A 6,250-nucleotide genomic window follows, 5' to 3' on the forward strand; every position below is an offset into this window, starting at 1 on the left:
CCTTAACGTATCTGCCGCCTCCGCCTCACCTCACACCGTGACCGACCAGCCGCCGCCGTCGTTCTGTGCCTCCCGGCTGGGCGGTGGCTGAGCGCTGACCGGGGTGCGGCGTTCGGAACGCAAGAACGCTAGAACCCGGCCAGCTCCCTCCGCCATGGCGGGTTCGCGCCACGTACGGCGCAGACCGCGGCGGCGACGCGGGCGCCGAAGGCGAGGGCGTCGGTGACCTGATCGCCACGGAGCGCGTCGAGCCGGCCGCCCAGCGCGCCCGCCCTGTGCAGGGAGTGCAGGAAGCCCGCCATGAAGGAATCGCCCGCCCCGACCGAGTCGACGACCGACACCGGCGGCGCGGACGCGCGCAGCCGCTCCCCCTCCAGAGAGGCGAAGACGCCGTCCGCGCCGAGGGTGATGACGACGAGCCGCGCGCCGTCGGCGTGGAAGGTGTCGGCGGCCTGCTCCGGCGAGGTGCCCGCGGGCGCGAGGTGGGCCAGGTCGTCGTCGGAGAGCCGCAGGATGTCGGTGGCGGCGCACCAGCGCGGCAGCGCCCGCCGGTACGCGCCGGGGTCCACGAGCAGTGGCCGCACGTTGGGGTCGATGGAGACCGTGGCGCGCCCCCGTACCTCCGCGAGCAGTTCCTCGACCGCCTGCCCGCCGGGCGGCCGTACGAGCGCGAGGGAGCCGGTGTGCAGGCAGGAGACCGGGCCGTGGGCGGCCGCGGCCAGCTCCTGCGGCGTCCACCCGAAGTCGGCGGTGTGCTCGGCGTGGAAGGAGTAGTCGGCGCGGCCCTCCTCGTCGAGGTCGGCGACAGCGAGGGTGCTGGGTTCGCTGGCGGCGACGGCACGGCTCAGATCCACACCGGACCCGGCGAGGTGGTCGCGGAAGAGACGGCCGAAGACGTCCGCGGACAGCCGCCCGAGGAACCGGGTCGGGGTGCCGAGCCGGGCCAGTGCGACGGCGGTGTTCGCGGGGCCGCCGCCCGGCAGCACGTCCAGCCCGATCGCGAGCGTACGGACGGGCCCGGTAGCGGGCCTGACGAAGGCGTCGGCGACACATTCGCCGAGCACGGCGACGGGGTCGGCGGCGGGATCGCCGGCGGGGACTGGGGTGGTCATGGGGGACCTCAACGGTTCGGCGGTGCACGGCTCGCGCTGGAGTCCAGCAGCCGCCCGGGACCCTGTCAAAGGAGGATTGCCGCGGACGGGCGGAAAGCGGGCACGGATGCGGCGGTCCCGGTCACGGGCACGGGCGCGGAGCGGCCGCCGCCGAGCGGTGGGTATCGTCCGGTCGCAGACGGACACCGGCGGAAAGGGACGGACGCAGTGCCACGGCAGCAGCAGGGGGACGTCCGGACGCGGGCGCCGCGCGGCGGTCTCGAGCAGCAGCTCGCGCGTCTGGACGGCGCGCAGTACGGGCGCTACAAGGGCCTGGTCGGCAGCTGGGAGCTGCCCGCCATGAACGGCGCCGACGGCGCCGACGCCCTTGCCGGCTCGGGGGCGACGCTGGAGCTGGTACGGGCGCAGGCCGACCCCTTCGCGCCGCCCGCGCGGGTGGTGGTGCACGTGCCCGCCGGGCCGGCCGGGTTCCCGCCGGAGCTGTGGCGCACCCCGGTACGGCGGCGGGCGCTGGCGAGTTTCCTGGCCCGGCGCGCGGCCGGGGCCGCGGAGGGTGAAAGGGCGCTGAAGGTCGACGGCGGCGGCCAGGAAGTACTGGACCGCGGCTCCTGCCAGGTCGCCGACGACGGCTGCGTCACGCTCCGCTTCGGTCTCGCGCTGCCGGGCAAGGGCCGCCGCATCGACGCCAGGGAGGCACAGCGCCTGCTGTGCCGGACCGTGCCGGCGATCGCCGGGCGCGCGCTGCGGTACGCGTCGCTCGATGCCGGCGCCGTACGGGAGTTCGTGGAGACCGTCGAGGACTCCGACGCGCTGCGCGCGGCGCTTCCCGGGCTGGGTCTGGTCGCGTTCGTGGCCGACGGTGCGGTGCTGCCGCGCGGCAGCGGCGTCGACGACCGCCCGGCGAGCGGCGCGGGCGTCGTGCCGTTCGCCTCTCCCGAGGGCCTGCGGGTAACGGTGGAGCTGCCGCACGCGGGTCCGGTGACCGGCATGGGGCTGCGCGAGGGCGTGAGCCTGATCGTCGGCGGCGGCTTCCACGGCAAGTCGACGCTGCTGCGCGCCCTGGAGACCGGCATCTGGGACCACGTGCCCGGCGACGGCCGTGAACGTGTGGTCGCCCGGCCCGACACGGTGAAGCTGCGGGCCGAGGACGGGCGCCGGGTGGAGCGGGTCGACGTGCACGCCTTCGTGGGCCGGCTGCCGGACGGCTCGGACACCACCGACTTCTCCACCGACAACGCCTCCGGCTCCACTTCACAGGCGGCGTCCCTGTGCGAGGCCGTGGAGGCCGGCGCGCGAGTGCTGCTCATCGACGAGGACACCGCCGCCACCAACCTGATGATCCGCGACGCCCGCATGCAGGCCCTGGTGGCCAAGGAGCGGGAGCCGCTGACCCCGCTGGTGGACTCCGTACGCTCCCTGCACACGGAGCACGGGGTCTCGACGGTGCTGGTCATGGGCGGATCGGGGGACTATCTGGAGGTCGCCGACCGGGTGCTGATGATGGACGCCTACCGGCCCTCGGACGTCACCGTGCGGGCCCGCGAGGTCGCGTCCGTACCGACGGGGCGGCACACCGAGGCTGGTTCTGGTCGGCCTTTCCCGCCAGTCGTGCACCGCAGCCCCGACCCGGCGTCGCTGCAAGCCGACGCGCGGGGGCGCAGGAAGGTACGGGCGCGCGGCGAGGACGCCCTGAGCTTCGGCGACCACGAGGTGGACCTGCGCGCGGTCGAGCAGATCGCCGACCCGCGGCAGGTGACCGGGATCGGTCTCGCGCTGGAGCTGCTGGTGCGCCGGGGGCACGTGGACGGCGACCGTACGCTCACCGAGGCGCTGGATCTGCTCGACGCGGACCTGGCGGCGGGCGCGGGCCCACTGCTGTCCGTGCGGGACGAGGACTTCGCGGTGCCGCGCCGCTTCGAGACCGCCGCCGCGCTGAACCGGATGCGGGGGCTGCGGGTTCGCAGGATCACGCGGGCCGGGGCGGAGGAGAAGCGATGAGCGGGGGAACCGTGACGGTCACCACCTGGTACCTGGAGCAGACCTCGCCCGAGGACCTGCGGCCCGCCCGGGTACCGGACACGGCGTCCGCGATCCGGATCGAACGGGCCGAGGTGCCCAGCCCGGACTTCAGCCGGTTCCTCTACACCGCGGTCGGCTCGGACGTGGCGTGGACGGACCGGCTGCCGTGGACGTACGCGCGCTGGCGCGAATTCGTCGACCGCCCGGGCGTGGAGACGTGGGTGGCGTACGAGCGGGGCACACCCGCCGGCTTCATCGAGCTGGAGGGCCAGCCGGAGGGCACCGTCGAGATCAGCTACTGCGGTCTCCTCCCCGCCTTCCGCGGGCGGCGGATCGGCGGGCACCTGCTCTCGTACGGGACCGCGCGGGCCTGGGACCTGGCCCAACGGTGGCCCCAGCGACCGGCGACGAAGCGGGTGTGGGTGCACACCTGCAGCCAGGACGGCCCGCACGCGCTGCGCAACTACGAGCGGCGCGGCTTCCGCCGATACGCCACCGAGGTGACCGAGGAGCCGGTGACTCCCGTGGCGCCGGTCGCGCCCACGGCGGATGGCTGAATCGAGACGGCCGCCCGATGTGACCCGACCCACACGGTCTCATCATCCAGGACGTTTCTGTCCACACTGTGGATATTGGTGGACTGGCCGATAAGCACCGTGCGACGCTTCCGTCATGTCTCGCGCCGGAATCGCCTTGGTGAGTCGACGTCACGTCGACCTCGGCCGCATGTCCAGCGCCATCTGTCCGGCGGGCTGACAGTCCCAGCACCGCCGATCCCGAAGCCGCCCGCACCGTCGCGGGCAGGCTTCCCCCCTCCCCCGGTCCTCGGCCGGGGGTGCACCCAAGCGCTCCGGCTCTCCTGACCTTGCCCCCGTGCTGCGCGCGTACGCACAGGTCAGGCGAACCCATGAGCGTTGCCCGCTGCCCAGGACCGCCACGGGAGACCGTCTCCGTCCGCCCGAGGATGACCCGAAGGACCCACCGCCATGGCCGACACTCCACAGCAGCCCACCTCCGCACCGACCCGCCGCAAGGCCGGCCGCCACCGCGGCGAGGGCCAGTGGGCCGCTGGTCACTTCACTCCGCTGAACGGCAACGAGCAGACCAAGAAGGACGACGACGGTCTCAATGTGCGGACACGCATTGAGACGATCTACGCCCATCGGGGCTTCGACTCGATCGACGGCGCCGACCTGCGCGGGCGGATGCGCTGGTGGGGTCTCTACACCCAGCGCAAGCCCGGCATCAGCGGCGGCAAGACGGCGATCCTGGAGCCGGAGGAGCTGGACGACGAGTACTTCATGCTCCGCGTCCGGATCGACGGCGGGCAGCTGAGCACGCAGCAGCTGCGCGTCATCGGGGAGATCTCGCAGGAGTTCGCCCGCGGCACCGCCGACATCACCGACCGGCAGAACGTCCAGTTCCACTGGATCCGGATCGAGGACATGCCGGAGATCTGGCGGCAGCTGGAGGGCGTCGGGCTCTCGACCACGGAGGCCTGCGGCGACACGCCCCGGGTGATCCTCGGCTCGCCCGTCGCCGGGATCGCCGCCGACGAGATCATCGACGGCACGCCCGCCATCGAGGAGATCCACCGCCGGGTCATCGGAAACCCCGCCTATTCCAACCTGCCGCGCAAGTTCAAGACCGCCGTCTCCGGCTCACCGCTGCTCGACGTCGCGCACGAGATCAACGACGTGGCGTTCGTGGGGGTGGAACACCCCGAGTACGGGCCGGGCTTCGACGTCTGGGTCGGCGGCGGGCTGTCCACCAACCCCAAGCTCGGTGTGCGGCTGGGCACCTGGGTCCCGCTGGAGGAGGTCGCGGACGTCCACGAGGGCATCGTGTCCGTCTTCCGCGACTACGGCTACCGGCGGCTGCGCACCCGCGCCCGGATCAAGTTCCTGGTCAGCGACTGGGGCGTCGAGCGGTTCCGTGAGGTGCTCGAGACCGAGTACCTGGGCCGCCGCCTGGTCGACGGCCCGGCGCCCGCCGCCCCGGCCGGCCCCCGCGACCACGTCGGTGTCCACCCGCAGACCGACGGCCTGTTCTACGTCGGGCTGGCGCCGACGGTCGGGCGGGTGTCCGGCTCGACCCTGGTGCGGCTCGCGGACGTCGCCGAGGCGCACGGCTCGACGCGGGTACGCACCACACCGCACCAGAAAGTCGTCGTCCTCGACGTCCCGGCCGAGCAGGTGGACGCCCTGGTCGACGCGGCCGACGCGCTCGGGCTCAGCGCCCGGCCCTCGACCTTCCGGCGGAGCACGATGGCCTGCACCGGCATCGAGTTCTGCAAGCTGGCCATCGTCGAGACCAAGGCCCGGGCGGCCAAGGTGATCGACGAGCTCGAGGCCGCGCTGCCCGACGTCGATGTCCCGCTGACCATCAACGTCAACGGATGCCCCAACTCCTGCGCCCGGATCCAGGTCGCGGACATCGGGCTCAAGGGCCAGCTGGTGCCCGGCCCGGACGGCGCCCAGGTGGAGGGCTTCCAGGTGCACCTCGGCGGCGGTGTCGGGCTCGATGCCGGCTTCGGGCGCAAGCTGCGCGGCCACAAGGTCACTGCCGACGAGCTGGCCGGCTACGTCGAGCGGGTCGTCTCCCGCTTCGTCGCCGAGCGGGCCGATGGCGAGCGTTTCGCGCAGTGGGTCGCCCGCGCCGACGAGGGTGATCTCCGGTGAGTGAGGCCCGCGCGGTGCCGTTCTACTGCCCCTTCTGCGGCGACGAGGACCTCCGACCCCACGAGGACACCCACGGTGCCTGGCACTGCAGCAGCTGCACCCGGGTGTTCTCGCTGAAGCTGGTCGGCCTGGTGGGTCCGACATGAGTGCGGCGCTGCTGAGCCCGATGCCGACGTACGACCTGCTCGGTCCGGACCTGGCCGCCAACCGCGAGGCGCTGGCCCGGCGTGCTGCCTGGCGCCTCGAGGACGCCTCGCCGGAGGTGATCGTGCGGTGGGCGGTGCGGACCTTCGGCGCGCGCTTCGCGATCACGTCCTCCATGGCCGACGCGGTGCTCGTCGACATCGTCGCCCGGGTCGCGCGGTCGACCAGGACGCGCACGGACCTGCTCTTCGTGGACACCGGGTACCACTTCGACGAGACGCTGACGATGCGCGA

At 73.4% G+C, this 6,250-nt stretch carries 6 protein-coding genes and 1 pseudogene; 6 read left to right on the forward strand and 1 reads right to left on the reverse strand.

The features are described 5' to 3' along the window. Nucleotides 1–128 precede the first annotated feature (128 nt). Nucleotides 129–1,112 carry a carbohydrate kinase family protein gene (locus ACRDP3_RS20580; RefSeq protein ID WP_431518449.1) on the reverse strand — a complete coding sequence of 328 codons (984 nt, stop codon included), beginning with the start codon at nt 1,110–1,112 and terminating at the stop codon, nt 129–131. 207 nt (nt 1,113–1,319) lie between these two features. On the opposite strand from ACRDP3_RS20580, the gene ACRDP3_RS20585 reads away from it, so the two are divergent. The 6 genes and pseudogenes from ACRDP3_RS20585 to ACRDP3_RS20610 all read left to right on the forward strand — a co-directional run. Further along, nucleotides 1,320–3,110: a P-loop domain-containing protein gene (locus ACRDP3_RS20585; RefSeq protein ID WP_431518450.1), complete on the forward strand. Its 1,791-nt coding sequence runs from the start codon at nt 1,320–1,322 to the stop codon at nt 3,108–3,110. After that, the gene (locus ACRDP3_RS20590; protein WP_431518451.1) at nt 3,107–3,688 is read left to right on the forward strand and encodes a GNAT family N-acetyltransferase; all 582 of its coding nucleotides are present in this window, start codon (nt 3,107–3,109) and stop codon (nt 3,686–3,688) included. Before ACRDP3_RS20585 ends, ACRDP3_RS20590 begins: the two co-directional genes overlap by 4 nt. Before the next feature lie 115 nt (nt 3,689–3,803). Further along, the gene (locus ACRDP3_RS20595; RefSeq protein ID WP_309471194.1) at nt 3,804–3,887 is read left to right on the forward strand and encodes a putative leader peptide; all 84 of its coding nucleotides are present in this window, start codon (nt 3,804–3,806) and stop codon (nt 3,885–3,887) included. Nucleotides 3,888–4,117: 230 nt separating this feature from the next. Continuing rightward, nucleotides 4,118–5,812, forward strand: coding sequence for a nitrite/sulfite reductase (locus tag ACRDP3_RS20600; protein ID WP_431518452.1), 1,695 nt, complete (start codon nt 4,118–4,120; stop codon nt 5,810–5,812). Beyond that, nucleotides 5,809–5,958: a hypothetical protein gene (locus tag ACRDP3_RS20605; protein ID WP_431518453.1), complete on the forward strand. Its 150-nt coding sequence runs from the start codon at nt 5,809–5,811 to the stop codon at nt 5,956–5,958. Before ACRDP3_RS20600 ends, ACRDP3_RS20605 begins: the two co-directional genes overlap by 4 nt. Beyond that, nucleotides 5,955–6,250, forward strand: a pseudogene (locus ACRDP3_RS20610) (phosphoadenylyl-sulfate reductase); the annotation flags it as partial. The gene ACRDP3_RS20605 and the pseudogene ACRDP3_RS20610, both read left to right, overlap by 4 nt.

It is taken from the genome of Streptomyces sp., from assembly GCF_050698815.1.
Lineage (GTDB): Bacteria > Actinomycetota > Actinomycetes > Streptomycetales > Streptomycetaceae > Streptomyces.